Below are 15545 nucleotides of genomic sequence, written 5' to 3'. Positions count from 1 at the left end.
AGGATAATTGATTAGAAAGCTATGAAGAATCTATTGCATAGAGCAAATCATTTTTTATTGTAAGCTTTTTAATGCACTGCAATTTAGCATGTAATCTATAAAAATAAATATTGCCCAAAAACTAGGCGTTTTAGCTCTATTTTCTTGTTATTTCTCAAAGAAAAATTGGCATGCTTTCTGCATTTATCTAAGTATTAAAAAACTCAATTTTGTAATACCAAAGGAGATGCAGATGAATACTTCAACAGCAAAAAACAACAGGCATCCACTTAAAAAATTCATCATTGAATTATTGAGTGTTCGTGCAGGCTTACATATTAAACAAGTACATAAAAGATAAATCTGCGCCGAAAACCAAGTTAGTGCGGGTCCCTGTAACTGTACCTGAAGTGACGTTGCTCGTACTAGATCAAAAAAGTGTAGATCAATATTATGAAAGTCATTCGCAAGCCAGTGTTGACATGATCGATAAACATTTAATCGCTGAATAGATCTGCGTAATGCAGTGATGGGGAGACCTGTGACGTTATTGTACGAGCATAAACACAGTACACTGTGTAACCAATTATTTGATTTACAAAAACATTTTTAACACAAGTGATTCACTCATTACCTATCCACTTGGATGAGCAAAAGATTTTACAAGTCAGGTTAGTGCAAGGTGTGAGCAGTGAACTTTGACTGATTTCAGCACAATTTATCGCACTCAAATGGGGGGCAAAGGGCATTTAGAGTTGATGGATGTAGTGATGCCGCCGATTTTACCAAATAAAGAAACATGAGGAAGATTCAGTATGCAAAAGCAATGGACGATTCAAGACTGGCAAATAGCCTATGCGGAACAGCAGATTCAAGTTATTGATTTATATGATTATGTTGCAAATATTGAAAACCATGACCACGCGTGGATAGAGTTGGCAAGTCCTGAACTTTTAAAGCGGCAAATTGCACATTTAACAACTAAAGATAGTGCGGCATTGCCTTTGTATGGGATTCCATTTGCAGTGAAAGATAACATTGATGTCGCAGGTTTTCATACTACGGCAGCTTGTATAGAAGTCAGTTATCTGGCTGAACACGATGCGGTTGTGGTCGAAAAACTCAAAGCTGCGGGTGCGATTGTGATTGGCAAGACTAATTTAGATCAATTTGCCACAGGTTTGGTCGGTGTGCGCTCACCTTTCGGTGCGGTGAAAAATAGTTTTAATCCTGAATATATTAGTGGTGGTTCAAGTTCAGGATCTGCGGTGGTGGTGGCGAATGGATGTGTACCCTTTGCACTTGGTACGGATACCGCAGGTTCGGGGCGAGTGCCTGCAGGACATAATAATATTGTCGGTTTAAAGCCGACCAAAGGTTGGTGTTCTACTACAGGTTTGATTCCTGCTTGTCGCACCATTGACGTGATTTCTATTTTTGCCTTGACTGTGGATGACGCATGGCAAGCTGCACAGATCATGCAAGGCTATGATGAAAATGATGCCTATTCACGGCAACATCCTGCCCATGTGCCGAGTCAATTTTCTAAAGGTAAAATTGCCATTCCTGCACAGCTTGAGTTTTATGGCGATGTAGAGACTGAAAAAGCTTTCCAAATCGCCATAGAACGTGTGGAAGCACTTGGCTATCAAGTGGAGAAAATTGATTTTTCTATTTTTAATCAGTTGGCACAAGCACTCTACAATGAGGCATGGGTGGCAGAGCGTACGGTTGCAGTGGAGCGTATGATCCGTCGTGAACAAGCGCATCCTGTGATCGCACACATCATTGCCCAAGCGGATAAGTTTCAAGCCACAGATGCAATGCAAGCGGAATATACACGAGCAGAACTGGCACGAAAAATTAATTTAGTTTTAGCTGCGTATGATGCTTTGATGGTACCCACTTCACCGACCATTTATAAAATTGCGGAGGTTGAGGCTGATCCAATCGTAAAAAATAGCCACATGGGGGCATATACCAATTTTGTTAATTTTGCGGATTTATCTGCCATTGCTGTGCCGAATGTGATTCGTGGTGATGCTTTGCCAAGTGGTGTGACCTTTATTGCGCAAGCGTGGATGGATCAAGCTTTAGCAAATTTCGCACAAACTTGGCAGACGCATGTACAGCTCAACTTAGGGACATCCACACAGTCTTATCAAAAAACAATCCATATTCATTCGCAACATTTCGTAAAACTTGCAGTAGTTGGCGCACATCTCACAGGAATGCCATTGAATTTCCAACTGACCACACGCGGTGGAACTTTACGACAAAAAACCACTTCAGCAGCCCATTATCAATTATTTGCGCTCAAAAATACTGTGCCACCGAAACCCGGTTTGCAATATGTACAAAAGGATGGACATGCGATTGAACTCGAAGTCTGGGACATTCCATTGGCAAATTTTGGTGCAATCGTGGCAGAAGTGCCTGCACCTTTAGGCATTGGTAATGTACAACTTGCAGATGGCACATGGGTCAAAGGCTTTATTTGCGAAGCGTATGCACTCGTCGATGCCACCAATATCAGCCATTTAGGAGGATGGCGTGCCTATATTCATTCCTTACAAGCTGCCCCAACACAATCTAAAAGTCATTCAATCGGAGAAATTGCACTATGATCAAACCTACATTCATGGCGATTTCTGTCATGACGACAATATTACTCAGTGCATGTGATAACACTGCAAAAATACCTGAGAAACAAAGCAGTGCCAGTGCAACGCCAGATACACAACCGATTAGCATTGGCTATAGTGATTGGCCGGGATGGGTGGCTTGGCAGGTTGCTATTGAAAAAGGTTGGCTCAAAGAAGCAGGTTTAAATGTTGAATTTAAATGGTTTGATTATTCTGCATCGATCAACGCCTTTTCAGCCAATCAACTTGATGCCGTGTCTGTGTCAAATGGTGATAATTTGGTGATTGCATCAGGTGGTACACAGGGCATCATGATTATGGCAACGGATTATTCCGCAGGCAACGATGTGATGATTGCCAAAGCAGGGGTGAACAGCATTCAGGATTTAAAAGGTAAAGCAGTTGCAGTAGAAAAAGGCTTGGTGGATCACTTGTTACTTTCCAGTGCTTTGGAGGATGCTAAGTTTAAACAAGAGGATGTGAAATTGGTGAATTCGATGACCAATGAATTACCCCAAGTTTTTGCCAGTCCTGAAATATCTGCAATCGCCGTGTGGCAACCTGTCGCCAATCAAGCTTTAAAGTCAGTGGCAGGCTCTAAAATTATCTACAGTTCTAAGGATAAACCAGGACTGATTTATGACACTTTAACAGTGAATATGAGTCATTTATCTGCACATAAAGAAGAATGGAAAAAAATCATTCAAGTGTGGGATAAAACAGTTAAATATATTAATGATCCTGCCACACATGATGATGCGGTAAAGATCATGGCAAATAAAGTTGGGGTTGATCCAACACAATATGCTCAGTTTATTGAGGGGACACATTTACTTGATTTGGCAGCGAATAAAAAGGTGTTTCGCAAAGGTGCAGGCTTTGATTCTATTTATGGATCAACTTATCATGTCAATAAATTCAATGTGCAAAATGGTGTGTACAAAACGGAAATCAATGCAGATGGTTTGATTTTTCCGAGTTTGCTGGAGGAGTTGAAGTGAAAAATAGAGAAAGCATTTATTTGAGCTTTCTCTTGGCGCATTGACAGTAGATTTATATTGAATAAAAACATAAACTTGTTGATAGCATTTTTATTTTAACAGGGACGTTATGCGTTATTTTCTTCAGCTTTTAGTTGCAAGTGTGCTTTTTCTTAATAGCCATGTGGTATTTTCCGTAGAACCAAGCCAAGCACAAATCATTCAATGGATCAATAATATTCAAGCATCGGCTGCGAATCCGTCTAGAAATATTAAAGTTGAAAATACGCAAAAAAGTGTATTTAAAATCAGGTGAAGAAGCTTATTTATCCAGTGCATATTTTAATGAATCTGCACGTAATTTTTGGGGAGGCTATATTCTTACGCGTCCCAAATTAAAACAATCTAAAATTTTAGATTTTGGTGGGCAAACCAATACATTTCAAATATTTGAATATTATGCGCAAGGACGAACTTTTAATATTTTTGAAGTACAAAATGCTTCTTCTGGTCAAGGTGCAATGGAGGGAGAGAAAGTTGTTATTGTTATTGATGGTTGGAATGTTAAAACTTTAAGTCGTTTGGAAGAGCAAGATGTAAGTGCTGCCGTTGATGAGGAAAGTTGTAAAACTCATAATAATCAACAAGGTTATTTTAATATGATGCCTTATCAAAATATTTTAATCATGACCACAATCCGCTCAAATGCTTGTGAAAATTTAAAACTGAGCGATTATAAAGTGAATACGAAATTGGTTGAAATTAACTTATAGATCATCATGAGAAGTGAGGATGGTCAATACAATCTGACGCAAGAGAAGAGCTGAATTTATCAGCTCTTCTCTTTAAAGGTGAATAAGCCAACCTACTTTTTTGCTTTAAGTAAGTTTACACAGTTCTAACAGGTCTATTTGTCTGATCTATGCTAAAAATAACCTATATATTTTTGGAGTTCGGCTGATGTCACGCCTTGTTTCTCGTTCTTTTGTACAAAAAATTTCTCGTCATACGCAGTCTGCTTTATTGGCTTGTGCATTATTGGGCACGACACAATTTGCAGTTGCAGGGCAGGCAGTCGATCAACTCAGTGAATGTTTGGTGAAATCAACCACCGCAGCCGACAAAACCACTGTATTGCAATGGACATTTACTGCTTTAGCACAACATCCTGATTTAAAAGCTTTTAGTCATGTGACACCTGAACAAAAAACAGCTTTGGATAAAAGTTTGGCGCAGACTTTACAACGTATTTTAACCGAGCAATGTTCTACGCAAGCACAAGCCGTGATTAAGGCTGAGGGTTTGCAAGCGGTGGGTGATAGTTTTCAGGAGTTAGGCAGCATTACAGGTGAGGAAATTTTAAAAACCCCCGAGATCAAGCAGCAGTTAAATGGTGTTTTAAAATATATCGACTTAAATAAATTAGTGATGACGTTTTTAACGCCAGATATTTGGAATAAATTGGGTGTGGTGAGAGAGCAATAATGAAAAAATTAATGGTTACAAGTTCATTGCTTATACTTGGTTTGCAAGCTGCTTATGCAGATTCAAAAGTAAGTAATCAATATACAATATGTATGAATAAAGCAGGCAATACTGCCACGATGGTGCAGTGTTTATCGAATGAAACGGCTCGTCAGGATGCCCGTTTAAACAAAGCATATAATGGTTTAATATCAAAGCAGAGTAAAACCCGTAAGCAAGAGTTACAAACAGCGCAACGTTTATGGATCAAATATCGTGATGCAAATTGTAAGTTTTACTTAGACCCGAATGGTGGCACGATTGCTCAAGTAAAAAGTGCCAATTGTGTGATGAATGAAACATTAAAAAGGGCGAATGAATTGGAAAATTTAGCTTCGCTTTGATAAAGAATGAGAGTAAAAGACCTGATTTTTCAGGTCTTTTTATAGAAAAATAAATTTTGAAAATGGTTGTGTCTTTAGTTGCTAATAATACTGTTTATAATGGGGCGAGCATGCATTTTAAATGAGATCAGGATAAAACTTTTCATATTCAGGATTTGGTTCAGGAGTAACTTTTAAATTGCCTTTATAGCCTGTAATAAAACTATAAATCTCTTTTCTCGGTTGTTCATGCCAAGATAAATTAAAGGCGCAGAAGGTATCTTTACGTTTAAAAAATTGCATATGGCTATAGGGCAAATGGTTATGAATCCAATAGGCGATTTGTTTCCAATTTGCGGTGTCTTTTTCAATAAGTTCGATAAGCGATGGAATCACGATACATGCTGTTGCACCGTAATCATGTTCATTCGGATAGTCCCAAATATGGCTCGCATAGTTACTTTCATTGTTACCGCAGTTATGGTTATTTTCATTGCCTAATTGATTGACAGCAGGCGAGCGATAAGCAGAACGAATTTCCAGCCGTCCAAATTTGTCTTGTAGAGGTTCGAGCAGTTGCTCACAGAGCTGTGTTCCTGTACGAATGGCAATATCAGGGTGGTCAGGAAAGTTTTGTATACCATACCAATTAGCGATTTCGCTATATAAAAAATCACGCATAAAAAAGGTTTTTGATAGGCGGATACGTCCAAGTTCTTCAAGTTTGTCGATGGAGCTTACTTTTTTGATGGTCATGTTGTTTTGTGTCTGCAGTGTTAGGTTGATTTTATGATTAAATTCTATATCCGAAAATTATTATTTTAATCACATAAGGAATTGATTTTATATTATATTGTTAAGTATTAATTATCAAATATTAAGGCTTTGCGAAGTGGATAAGAAAGAAGAAGCATTAAAAATTATTGAAGATGGGATTAAAGAACTAGAATCTCCAAAAGGAAGCATAACGGTAGGTGTTCAAAAACTATCGAGAGCTGCAAACTTATTGGAAGAAACTAATTATTATATTTGGGCGGAAATTGAGCTTGGAAATCAAAAGTTTATTGATCCATTAAAAAAAATACTTACTAAAATAGTTGAAGATAATGAAAAAAAAGAACAGGTTAATATAAATAGTGAAGATTATAAAGTATTTCTAGATCGTTTAACGAAAGTTGGTATTGATATTCAATTTATTTTCACGACAAATTTTCTTCGAATTAAGACTAATCCAAGTACAGGTGGATTAGAAAAATCAATTCATCACATTGAAGATCATCTACCTTATTTAAAAAAGCATGGTAATGATAAATCTTTATACTTAAATAATGTAAATGAGCGTTTAGCTTATGCTAAAGGCGAGTGTCATAAATATTTGAGTGACTTGTATAACAAACTTAAATTTTCAGGAACTATAATTTCAGGTTTTGATCTTTTAAAAAATGCAGTAGATGACAAGTTGCTTGATTTAGATCCTGAAATTGCTGAACAACTTATGTTAGCCTTTCGTTCTATTTCCTCTGATTCTAAAGAAGAATGGTCTCAAGCATTAGCAACATGTAGGCGGTTACTAGAAAATTTAGCAGATAGATTATATCCAGCTACTGATGAAAATATTAATGGACGTACTTTTAAACAAAATCAGTATATAAACCGAATTTGGAGATTCATGGATATTTCTATCGAGTCGAAAAGTAATAAAGAGATGGCTAAATCCCATCTAGATTATTTAGGCAGTTGGATGGCTGCTGATTACACATTAACTTGTAAGGGTGTCCATGCAGAAGTATCCCAATTGGAAGCAACAAAAACTATTTTTCACATTTATTTAATGCTTGCTGATCTTTTGGAATATCTGAATATTGATTTAGAAAAGGTAACTACTCAACTATTAATTACTGAGGTTTCATTAGATGAAATCGAAGCATTACTTAATGTCAAACGGGATGTGGCTAAAGCCATTGTAGTGGCAAGAGTCAAAAATAAGGGCTTAACACTTGGACAATTGTCTGGTGTGCAAGGGATCGGCCCTAAAACAATTGAAAAAGCAAAGGAAATATTTAAATTTTAAAATAAGAAACCCGCTCTAAAGCGGGTTTTCTTTTACAAAAAGATTAGTTCAACCAATCAATTTCTTCATCAATTCATTGACTTGCGCAGGGTTAGCTTTCCCCTTAGATGCTTTCATCACTTGACCAACAAGACCATTGAAGGCTTTGTCTTTACCAGACTTATACTCTTCAACCATCTTCTCATTGGCAGCCAGCACTTCCTTAATAATCGCTTCAATCGCACCTGTATCAGTTTCCTGTTTCAAGCCTTTTTCCGCAATAATTTCATCTGCAGTTTTGCCTTCATCCCACATAAAGCCAAACACTTGTTTTGCAATCTTACCGCTAATGGTATTGTCCACAATACGTGCGATCATACCGCCAAGCTTCTCAGCAGAAACAGGAGAGTCAACGAGTTCCAGACTTGCTTTATTCAAAGCACCTGAGAATTCACCCATTACCCAGTTTGCAGACACTTTACCTTGTGCAGCGCCACCAGCAGCCTTAACAACATCTTCATAAAACTCTGACATTTCACGAGTCAGCGTAAGAACGTGCGCATCGTACTCAGTCACGCCAAAGTCAGCCACGAAACGCGCACGACGTGCAGCAGGTAGCTCTGGCATTTGTGCTTTAATTGCTTCGATTTGTTCGTCAGCAATGATGACAGGCAACAAGTCAGGATCAGGGAAGTAGCGATAATCGTTCGCTTCCTCTTTCGAACGCATAGAACGCGTTTCCATCTTCACAGGATCGAACAAACGTGTTTCTTGATCAATCGTGCCATCCCATTCCAAGATTTCCATTTGACGTTCAATTTCAACATTGATCGCCTGTTCAATGAAACGGAATGAGTTGAGGTTTTTCAACTCGCAACGTGTACCGAAAGGTTGACCCGGACGACGTAACGACACGTTACAGTCGGCACGGAATGAACCTTCTGCCATGTTACCGTCAGAAATACCCAACCAACGCACCAACGTGTGAATGGCTTTGATATAGGCAACCGCTTCTTCAACCGAACGCATGTCAGGTTCAGACACGATTTCAAGCAAAGGCGTACCTGCACGGTTCAAGTCGATACCTGATTGACCTTCAAACTGATCGTGAATAGATTTACCTGCATCTTCCTCAAGGTGCGCACGGGTTACGCCAATACGTTTTACTGTGCCATCTTCAAGTTGAATGTCGATATGACCTAAGCCCACGATTGGATTGTCCATTTGGCTGATTTGATAGCCTTTCGGAGAGTCAGGGTAGAAATAGTTTTTACGTGCAAATACCGAAGCTTGGTCGATATACGCATCAATTCCCAAACCAAAGCGAATGGCAAGATCAACCACTTCTTTATTGAGTACAGGTAAAACCCCCGGCATCGCCAAATCGACAAGGCTGGCTTGCGTGTTTGGGTCTTGACCAAAAGTCGTTGAAGAACCTGAGAAAATTTTAGAATTGGTTGCAAGTTGCGTATGGATTTCGATCCCGATAACGACTTCCCAACCGTCAATCAAGTTTGATTTAGGTTTAGTAGTATTTTTAGCCATTATGTATTCTCCTCCGCAATTGCCGCACGTTTGGTATGCCAATCTGTTGCTTGTTGATATTGATGCACAACCGAGAGCAATTGAGATTCTGACCAGTAATTACCAATCAACTGTAAGCCTACAGGAAGATTATTTGCATCAAAACCGACAGGGGTGTTGATTGCAGGTAAGCCTGCCAAGTTCACAGCGATGGTGTAAATGTCACCTAAATACATTTCTACAGGGTCTAAAGACGCACCAATTTTATACGCAGTTGTTGGCGCAGAAGGCGCAGCAATCACATCGACACTTTCAAATGCTTTTAAGAAGTCTTGTTGGATCAACCGACGTACTTTTTGTGCTTTCACATAATAAGCATCGTAATAACCTGCTGATAGTGCATAAGTACCGATTAAAATACGGCGTTGTACTTCTGCACCAAAACCTTCAGAACGGGAGCGTTTGTAGAGGTCTAAAATATCTTTTGGATTTTCAGCACGATAACCATAACGCACACCATCATAACGTTGTAAGTTTGAAGATGCTTCCGCAGGTGCGATCAGGTAATAGGTTGGCACATAGGCATCGGTCATGTTGAGATCGATCTCAACCAACGTTGCGCCCATGTCTTCCAATTTTTTCAAAGATTCTTCAACACGTGCTTTAACATCTGTATCCAAACCTGCAACATTAAAGTATTGCTTTGGAATACCAATGCGTAAGCCTTTGACTGTAGTTGCATTCAAATTCGCAACATAATCATCAGCATCTTTTTGCACAGAGGTGGAGTCTTTTTGGTCGTGACCTGCCATCACATTCATCAGATACGCACAGTCTTCTGCTGAACGTGCCATTGGGCCACCTTGATCAAGTGATGAGGCATAGGCAATCATTCCGAAACGCGAAACACGACCATAGGTGGGTTTTAAGCCTGTTAAGCCACAGAATGATGCTGGTTGACGAATCGAACCGCCTGTATCTGTACCTGTGGCAAAAGGTGCAAGGTCTGCTGCAACCGCTGCGGCAGAACCACCTGATGAACCGCCCGGCACACAGTCTAAGTTCCATGGGTTTTTGGTCGCACCATAGTATGAGCTTTCAGAGGTTGACCCCATGGCAAACTCATCCATATTGACTTTACCTAAAGTCACTAAGCCTGCTGTTTTGGCTTTTACAACCACAGTTGCATCGTATGGAGAAATGAAATTGTCTAAGATTTTAGAACCCGCAGTGGTTTTGATGCCTTGGGTACAGAAAATATCTTTATGCGCAAGGGGAATACCTGTCAGTGCAGTTGCTTGACCTGATTTTAATGCTGTATCAGCAGCATCAGCTTGAGCAAGCGCATGTTCCGCAGTAACCGTCACATAAGATTTCACTTGTTGGTCAATCTTGGCGATACGGTCTAAATAATGTTGAGTCAATTCACGAGATGAAAACTGAGCGCTTTTTAAGCCTTCAGCCATTTCACGAACAGATAAGCGATGTAAATCAGTCATGGGAACAATTCTTTACGATTAATTTGGGAAATAGATTTAACTGGTTAAATTTTATTCGATCACGCGTGGCACAAGATACAAACCATCCTGTACAGCAGGAGCAACGGCTTGATATTGATCACGATGATTACTTTCAGTTACAACGTCTTCACGCAAAGGCTGTGGATTGTCAAATGGACTCTTAAGTGGCTCAACACCTTCGGTATCAATGCCTTTCAGGGTTTCCATCATCCCTAAAATTTTATTTAAACTTTGAGCATATTCAGTAGATTGCGTCTTATCTAGCGACAATCGAGCAAGGTTAGCAATCTGCGATACAGTTTGCGCATTTAAGTCTGCAGAATGCTGAGCATCTGAAGTTGACATGATGTCTCACCTAATCAGTTTTAAAAAAAGTTAAAATATCGTGCGTTATAATAAGCGATTGACTTGTCCAAAGCATCACATTTAGTTAAAGTTGCCATCTTGCGTCCATACTAAAGTTTAACTGAGAACGACCCGTGATTCTAAAACGACTAATTGGCTTGTTTTCGCCAGATCTTGCCATTGATTTAGGTACTGCTAATACACTGATTTATGCACCAGGACGGGGCATTATATTAAATGAACCGACGGTTGTGGCGATTCGCCACAGCGGTTCACAAAAAATTGTAGCAGCTGTAGGCTTAGATGCTAAGCAGATGCTAGGCCGTACCCCTGCAAACATTTCAGCGATCCGTCCGATGAAAGATGGTGTAATTGCAGACTTTGAAGTCACTGAAACCATGTTAAATCAATTTATTGGTAAAGTGCACGAAAAACGTTTATTTCCACCTGCGCCACGTGTCGTTGTCTGTGTTCCATGCAAATCCACACTGGTAGAACGTCGTGCGATTCGTGAAGCGGTGTTTAATGCAGGCGCACGTGATGTACGTCTGATCGAAGAACCAATGGCAGCAGCGATTGGCGCTGGTATGCCTGTTGAGCAAGCATGTGGTTCGATGGTCGTTGATGTGGGTGGTGGTACGACTGAGATTGCGATTATTTCCTTGCAAGGTTGTGTCTACGCAGATTCTTTACGTATTGGCGGTGATGTATTTGATGAGCAGATTATTAACTATGTGCGTAAAGCACATGGTTGTGTAATCGGCGAAACCACTGCAGAAATCATTAAAAAAGAAGTCGGTATGGCGATCCCTGATGCTGAAACTTTAGAGATCGAAGTGCGTGGTCGTAACTTAGCAGAAGGTGTACCACGTGCCATTACTGTCACTTCTGATGAAATTAGCCAAGCAATTTCTGATCCATTACAAAGTATTGTCTCTGCGGTCAAATCAGCACTTGAACAAACTCCGCCTGAATTGTCTTCTGATATTGCAGAGCGTGGAATTGTGTTAACAGGTGGTGGTGCATTGTTGCGTAACTTAGACAAATTACTTGCTCAAGAAACAGGTTTACCTGTGGTGGTGGCGGAAGATCCTTTAACTTGTGTGACCCGTGGTGGTGGAAAAGTCTTAGAATTCTTTGACAATCCAAACCACGATATGCTGTTTGTGGGCTAACCTTCTGTAAACTAAGTTTAAGGATGAGGCGGTGCAACCGAATCTCTTTTCAAGACAACCGCCATCTTTTCGTTCATTTGTTATTGCAGTGATCGCATGTTTGGTGGTGCTGTTTTTTAATTGGCGTATGCCACATGTGATTCAACCTGCAAGAGATGTCTTGTATGCAGCATATAATCCAATTTATGCACTTGCAAGTTATCCAGTATTATCGAAAGAATGGCTCAACCAACAAACTAAGTCTGAGGCACAATTGCGTCGTGAAAATACAGCGATGCAAGCCGAATTGCTTCAGGCACAAGTGCGTCTACAGAAACTTTCCGAATTGTCAGCAGAAAATACCCGTTTACGGGGACTACTCGATACGCCTTTGATTATTGATGGGCGTATGGAGATTGCCGAAGTGATTGGCACCGATGCCGATCCGCTGCGACATATCATTATCATTAACCGTGGTGCATCAAGCCAACTTCGTGTTGGACAAACCGTGTTAGATGATAAAGGAATTATGGGGCAGATCATTAATGTCTATCCGCATAGTAGTCGTATCATGTTGTTGTCTGATAAAGAACATTCACTCTCAGTTCGACTAGAACGTTCAGGAATGCGTGCGATTGTTACGGGTACAGGTGACTTGGGGCGTTTAAAAATGGAATATGTCCCAACCAGCGCCAATATCAAAGTAGGGGATAAAGTCTATAGTTCGGGACTAGGGCAACATTTTCCAGCGGGTTACTTAGTGGGCACAGTATCGAAAGTGATGCGTCATAATTCAGGTGAGTTTGCCAGTATTGATGTCGTACCTGCTGCACAGTTAGCAGGTGGTCATCATGTGGTGGTGTTGTTTTCAGATTCTTTAGCGATGGAGCAACCGCATGTTGATCGCTAAAAAACTACCCTCACAACGTCAGCGTAAAGACCCATTCTTAATTATTGTGATTTCTGTGGTCATTGGCTCAATTTTAGTGGTGTATCCATTATCCTATGGCATGGCAAGTTGGCGACCTGTGTTTATGTTGCTAATCACTTTATTTTGGGTGTTGTGTCAACCGACTTGGTGTGGTGTATGGTTTGCATTTGCAATGGGATTATTCACTGATTTATTGCTAGATGCACCGTTGGGTATGAATGCGCTAAGTTATGTGATCTTAGCATTTTTGACACGTTATTTTATTCGAGAGCGACGAATTTTGACCTTTGCTAATTTATGGGTCATTATCTGTTTGGCATTAACTGCACATTTGTTATTTACTTTGATGGCGCAGACCATGTTCGGCATAAATTTTTCTTTGACACGACATTGGCAACCTTTGCTTACAAGTATTTTAAGCTGGCCAATTCTTTATTATATTTTGAAAAGATGGCGAAATTAATACTGGCGTCTAGTTCACCTAGACGTAAAGAGTTGTTGCAACAATTAGGCTTAACATTTGATATTTTAAGTCCAGATATTGACGAGTCAGCATTAGAACATGAAAACGTAGACCACTATGTTCGTCGTTTAGCCGAAACCAAGGCACAGACTGTGCTGGCAAGCCAACCAGATGCGGTGGTGCTTGCAGCAGATACCAGCGTGGTCTTAGAACAACAAATCCTCGGTAAACCTGAATCTAAACAACATGCTTTTGAAATTTGGTCATTATTGTCAGCTCAGGTGCATGAGGTTTTAACGGGTGTTTGTGTCGCAACTGCAACGCATCGTGAAAGTATCGTGGTACGAACTCAGGTGGCGTTTCAAAAATTAAGCCTAGATGATATGGAGCGTTATTGGGCAACTGGAGAACCATTAGGTAAAGCAGGCGCTTATGCTATTCAAGGTATTGCTGCACAATATATCCCTCGGATCGAGGGAAGTTATAGCAATGTCGTTGGACTACCTTTGCATGAAACAGTACAGTTATTAAAAGCGGTTAAGGTCTTAAATTAACCACTTCAAAAAGAATTTTTATAATGTTTTGAGTTTTATTATGTCTGACGAGTTATTGATTAACGTCACACCTATGGAATGTCGGGTGGCGCTGATCCAAAATGGTACGGTCAATGAATTATTTGTTGAACGTACCGCGAAACGTGGTCTTGTGGGCAATATTTACAAAGGCAAAGTGGTGCGTGTTCTGCCAGGAATGCAAGCTGCTTTTGTCGATATTGGACTTTCTCGGACAGCATTTTTACATATCAATGATATGGTTTGGCCACGTAACCAACCTACACCAAATGTCTTTGAATTATTACAACCGGGTCAAATTTTGACTGTTCAAGTCATGAAAGACATGCTCGGTACCAAAGGCGCACGACTCAGTACAGACTTGTCTATTCCTTCACGTTATCTGGTATTGATGCCATATGGAAATCATATTGGTGTATCGCAGCGTATTGAATCAGAAGAAGAACGTGACCGTTTACGCTCTATCATTGAGCGTATTCAAAGTGAACATAAACTTCCGGGTTCAGTGATTGTACGGACAGCGGCAGATGGAATTGATGAAGCGTCTATCGCACAAGATATGTGTTATTTGGTCAAACTTTGGGAATATATTCAACGTAAACAAAAAGCCATTGCTGTTCCATCTTTGATCTTTGAAGAATTACCGCTTCCGCAACGGGTTATTCGTGATTTAGCCAACGAAAATACAGCTAAAATTTATGTCGACTCTCGTGAGATACATGCCAAATTACAAGAGTTTGTACAAGAGTTTGTACCCAATATGGCAAATCACCTGCTGCATTATCCTGGTGAACGACCATTATTTGATTTATACAATGTCGAAGAAGACCTTCAAAAAGCCTTACAAACCCGTGTTGCTTTGAAGTCTGGTGGTTATCTGATGATTGATCAGACTGAAGCCATGACCACAATTGATGTCAATACAGGTTCTTATGTCGGTGGGCGGACACTTGAAGACACTGTTTTTAAAACCAATATGGAAGCGACGCAAGTCATCGCAAGACAATTGCGCTTACGCAATCTAGGCGGCATTATCATTATTGATTTTATTGATATGCAAGAGGCTGAGCATCGTGATGCCGTCATGCAGCATTTTGACAAAATGTTAGAACGTGATCACGCTAAAACCAAGATTACTCAAGTGTCTGAGCTTGGTTTGGTCGAAATGACCCGTAAACGTACCCGTGAGTCACTAGAACATCTACTATGCGAGTCTTGTCCAACCTGTCAGGGACGTGGTTATGTTAAAACTGCCGAGACAGTGTGTTACGAAATTTTTCGAGAAATCTTAAGATATGCACGTGCTTTTGAGTCACAAAGTGGCTTTACTGTGGTTGCGCATCCCGCTGTAATTGATCGTTTGTTAACTGCGGAAGCGCCTGCTGTAGCGGATTTAGAGCATTTTATTCATCGAGTGATTAAGTTCCAAGTTGAAAATTTATATACGCAAGAGCAATACGATATCATTTTAAGCTGAAATTGTAACAGGATGTCGTTAAACACTTGTTACAACTGGTATTTTACTTTCAAGCAGA

The 15545-nt window shown here is 40.0% G+C and carries 16 protein-coding genes and 1 pseudogene; 13 read left to right on the top strand and 4 right to left on the bottom strand.

The window, feature by feature from the left end; genetic code table 11:
- Positions 1-329: 329 nt before the first annotated feature.
- From DJ533_RS13260 to DJ533_RS13235, 7 genes and pseudogenes are all read left to right on the top strand, one after another.
- Positions 330-782: pseudogene (locus DJ533_RS13260) on the top strand (transcriptional regulator).
- A 12-nt stretch (positions 783-794) separates the two neighbouring features.
- Entirely contained in the window at positions 795-2606 is a 1812-nt protein-coding gene (atzF, locus tag DJ533_RS13255) for an allophanate hydrolase (RefSeq protein WP_065994598.1), read from the top strand.
- The gene (locus tag DJ533_RS13250; RefSeq protein WP_065994597.1) at positions 2603-3625 is read left to right on the top strand and encodes an ABC transporter substrate-binding protein; all 1023 of its coding nucleotides are present in this window, start codon (positions 2603-2605) and stop codon (positions 3623-3625) included. The genes atzF and DJ533_RS13250 overlap by 4 nt, the downstream gene beginning before the upstream one ends.
- A 109-nt stretch (positions 3626-3734) precedes the next feature.
- The gene (locus DJ533_RS18715) at positions 3735-3920 is read left to right on the top strand and encodes a hypothetical protein (RefSeq protein ID WP_081406116.1); all 186 of its coding nucleotides are present in this window, start codon (positions 3735-3737) and stop codon (positions 3918-3920) included.
- Complete coding sequence (locus DJ533_RS13245) at positions 3883-4377, top strand: hypothetical protein (protein WP_148245837.1); 495 nt, start codon at positions 3883-3885, stop codon at positions 4375-4377. The genes DJ533_RS18715 and DJ533_RS13245 overlap by 38 nt, the downstream gene beginning before the upstream one ends.
- Before the next feature lie 187 nt (positions 4378-4564).
- Complete coding sequence (locus tag DJ533_RS13240; protein WP_065994596.1) at positions 4565-5089, top strand: hypothetical protein; 525 nt, start codon at positions 4565-4567, stop codon at positions 5087-5089.
- On the top strand, positions 5089-5472 hold the full coding sequence (locus tag DJ533_RS13235; protein WP_065994595.1) for a lysozyme inhibitor LprI family protein: 384 nt from the start codon (positions 5089-5091) through the stop codon (positions 5470-5472). The genes DJ533_RS13240 and DJ533_RS13235 overlap by 1 nt, the downstream gene beginning before the upstream one ends.
- 117 nt (positions 5473-5589) lie before the next feature.
- Here DJ533_RS13235 and DJ533_RS13230 read toward each other — a convergent pair whose 3' ends face one another.
- A complete protein-coding gene (locus tag DJ533_RS13230; RefSeq protein WP_065994594.1) occupies positions 5590-6207 on the bottom strand; it encodes a hypothetical protein in 618 nt (205 codons plus the stop codon).
- Between the two features lie 136 nt (positions 6208-6343).
- Between DJ533_RS13230 and DJ533_RS13225 the strand changes: the two genes are divergently transcribed.
- The gene (locus DJ533_RS13225; protein ID WP_065994593.1) at positions 6344-7522 is read left to right on the top strand and encodes a DNA uptake protein; all 1179 of its coding nucleotides are present in this window, start codon (positions 6344-6346) and stop codon (positions 7520-7522) included.
- A gap of 48 nt (positions 7523-7570) precedes the next feature.
- Here the strand turns inward: DJ533_RS13225 and gatB are convergent, their stop codons facing one another.
- Genes gatB through gatC form a run of 3 tightly spaced genes read right to left on the bottom strand, consistent with a single transcriptional unit; the run spans position 7571 to position 10890 of the window.
- Positions 7571-9046 carry an Asp-tRNA(Asn)/Glu-tRNA(Gln) amidotransferase subunit GatB gene (gatB, locus tag DJ533_RS13220; RefSeq protein WP_065994592.1) on the bottom strand — a complete coding sequence of 492 codons (1476 nt, stop codon included), beginning with the start codon at positions 9044-9046 and terminating at the stop codon, positions 7571-7573.
- Positions 9046-10524, bottom strand: a complete 1479-nt coding sequence (gene gatA / locus DJ533_RS13215) for an Asp-tRNA(Asn)/Glu-tRNA(Gln) amidotransferase subunit GatA (protein WP_065994591.1) — start codon at positions 10522-10524, stop codon at positions 9046-9048. Before gatA ends, gatB begins: the two co-directional genes overlap by 1 nt.
- A 51-nt stretch (positions 10525-10575) precedes the next feature.
- Positions 10576-10890, bottom strand: coding sequence for an Asp-tRNA(Asn)/Glu-tRNA(Gln) amidotransferase subunit GatC (gene gatC / locus DJ533_RS13210; protein WP_065994590.1), 315 nt, complete (start codon positions 10888-10890; stop codon positions 10576-10578).
- Positions 10891-11024: 134 nt separating this feature from the next.
- Here gatC and DJ533_RS13205 point away from each other — a divergent pair, with 134 nt between their 5' ends.
- From DJ533_RS13205 to rng, 5 genes are read left to right on the top strand one after another with little or no spacing between them, the layout of a single operon-like run.
- Positions 11025-12065: a rod shape-determining protein gene (locus DJ533_RS13205; RefSeq protein WP_065994589.1), complete on the top strand. Its 1041-nt coding sequence runs from the start codon at positions 11025-11027 to the stop codon at positions 12063-12065.
- A 31-nt stretch (positions 12066-12096) separates the two neighbouring features.
- The gene (gene mreC, locus DJ533_RS13200; RefSeq protein WP_065994588.1) at positions 12097-12954 is read left to right on the top strand and encodes a rod shape-determining protein MreC; all 858 of its coding nucleotides are present in this window, start codon (positions 12097-12099) and stop codon (positions 12952-12954) included.
- A complete protein-coding gene (gene mreD, locus DJ533_RS13195; protein WP_065994587.1) occupies positions 12941-13438 on the top strand; it encodes a rod shape-determining protein MreD in 498 nt (165 codons plus the stop codon). Before mreC ends, mreD begins: the two co-directional genes overlap by 14 nt.
- A complete protein-coding gene (locus DJ533_RS13190) occupies positions 13426-13992 on the top strand; it encodes a Maf family nucleotide pyrophosphatase (protein WP_065994586.1) in 567 nt (188 codons plus the stop codon). Before mreD ends, DJ533_RS13190 begins: the two co-directional genes overlap by 13 nt.
- A 40-nt stretch (positions 13993-14032) precedes the next feature.
- Positions 14033-15487: a ribonuclease G gene (gene rng, locus DJ533_RS13185; RefSeq protein ID WP_065994585.1), complete on the top strand. Its 1455-nt coding sequence runs from the start codon at positions 14033-14035 to the stop codon at positions 15485-15487.
- Positions 15488-15545 lie beyond the last annotated feature (58 nt).

It is taken from the genome of Acinetobacter defluvii, assembly GCF_001704615.3.
GTDB lineage: Bacteria > Pseudomonadota > Gammaproteobacteria > Pseudomonadales > Moraxellaceae > Acinetobacter > Acinetobacter defluvii.
The sequence above is the reverse complement of the archived record's forward strand: the minus strand, read 5'-3'. Positions and strand labels throughout refer to the sequence as shown.